Source organism: Mesorhizobium sp. WSM4828 (genome assembly GCF_055811175.1).
Map to the genome: position 1 here is coordinate 1 of NZ_JBVVQK010000075.1, position 2093 is coordinate 2093.

Consider the following 2093-nt stretch of genomic DNA (forward strand, 5'->3'; position numbering starts at 1 on the left):
CGGCGTCGCTGCAGCGCGGGCTTGGCGAGCGCAACGCTTCGCTTCCCGAAACCGAGCAGATTCACGTGCGGATCGGCATCAACCTCGGCGAGGTGATCGTCGAAGGCGAGGACCGGTATGGTGACGGGGTCAACATCGCAGCCAGGCTTCAGCAACTGGCGGAGCCCGGCGGCATCTGCCTGTCAGGAAAAGTGGCCAAGGAGGTGGAGAGGAAACTGGCTTTCGCCTTCGAGCCGATGGGCGAGCAGAGGGTCAAAAACATTGCCCAACCAGTTCAGACCTATCGCGTGGTGCTTGATCCAGCGGCAGCGGGCACGACCCTCAAAGCTCGCCGCCGGCCGCGCGCCTGGCGCCTTCCGGTAGCGGCGGCTGTTCTCATCCTGGCCCTCGGCCTTGCCGCGGCATGGTGGCAGCCGTGGGAGAGGCCTGCGCAACCTGCTGCGCCCGCGGCCAGCGAGGCGGTAGATGCCCGGCCGTCGCTCGTAGTCCTGCCCTTCGACAATCTCAGCGACGACAAGGAACAGGAATATCTCGCCAACGGCTTCACCGAGGACCTGACGACCGAACTGGCGCGCGTGCCCGGCCTTTTCGTCGTCTCCCGCAACGCGGCCTTTGCCTACAAGGACAAGGACACGAAGCCGGCGGAGATTGCTGCGGCATTGGGCGTCCGCTATCTGCTGGAAGGCTCGATTCGCCGCGTCGGCGACAACATGCGCATCAATGCGCAACTGATCGACAGCTCGACATCCGGACATCTCTGGGCGGAGCGCTTCGACGGCCGGTGGGCGGACGTGTTCGCGCTGCAGGACAAGGTCGTCGGCAGCATTGCCGGCGCGCTCCAGCTCCGCCTGGTGAGCGTCGCGCCGGCCGCCCGCGTGGGAGGCACAAACAATCCCGAGGCCTATGATGTCTATCTCAAAGGGATGGACATCTATAACCGCATCAACACCCCCGAGGAGTTTGCGCAGGCTGTGAAGCATTTCCAGCACGCGGTGCAACTTGACCCCGATTTCGGCGCGGCTCATGCCCAACTCGCCTGGGCCTATTGGGACGCGGACATCGACCGGGCCGTGGTGATGGGGCTCACGCGAGCCGAGGCCTATGACAAAGTCCACGAAACCCTGAAGCTCGCCGCCCGACATCCTTCGCCGGGTTATTATCAACTGGTCGCCGAGTTGATGGTCAGGGAGCACAACTCGGACGAAGCAATCACCGTTCTTCTGAAATCGGTGGCGCTCGATCCTAGCGATTCCTGGAATTATCTCTCGCTGGCCAATGCCCTGAATTTCAACGGCCGGCCGAAGGAAGCGCTGAGCTATCTCGATGCGGCTGCGCGCGTCGACCCGATCTCGTGGATGGACTACAGGCGCTACCAGGCCGGACTGGCCGAGTTCGGTCAAGGGAAATTCGAGGGCGCGGTTCGCTCCATCGAGAGGATGGACCTTGCTTCGCCCGATCCACCGGCCAACTTCTATGCCCTGCAAGTCCTTGTTTCAGCCTATGGGCATCTTGGGCGCACCGACCAGGCCGCGGCCGCCTTGGAAATGTTTAGGAAGGTTGTTGCGCGCAGAATGGAATACGGGGCGAGCCAGTTGATCACCCAGGACTACATGGTGTTCAAGAATGCGGCCGATATCGAACGCCTTTTGGCCGGCCTGACCAAGGCAGGCGTGCCCGATCTGCCGGCATTGGCAAGTGCAGGCATGAATCCGAAGGACCGGCTCACAGGCGCGGAAATAAGGTCTCTCATGTTCGGCCACGAAACGCGCGGAAGATTGGCGTTTGACAAGTTCCTGCCTATGCAGCGCACGACCTCCGTCGACGGCGCCGTCAGCGAGACCATTGGCCAGAGGACCCACTCAGGAACCTCGTGGGTGCAAGGCAATTTCTTGTGCAATGCCTTTCCGGTAGAGCTGACAAGCTGTGGAGCAATTTATCGCAATGTGTTCAGGACGCCGGGGCGCGACGACGAATACAAGGCCGTTTACCGCTGGGACCAGTTCGAGTTTTCGGTCGTCAAGTGAACTCCCAAACGCCGTAAAGGCCGAAAGTCTGCTTGCGGGATATACATGCGACCTTGTTCGCCATAACCG

General features: G+C 61.8%; 1 protein-coding gene. It reads left to right on the forward strand.

All coding sequences use genetic code 11. From position 1 onward, the window contains the following. Positions 1-2024: adenylate/guanylate cyclase domain-containing protein (locus tag AC0L2X_RS32280; protein WP_473601189.1), on the forward strand; the 2024-nt coding region annotated here is incomplete at its 5' end. Between the last annotated feature and the right edge of the window lie 69 nt (positions 2025-2093).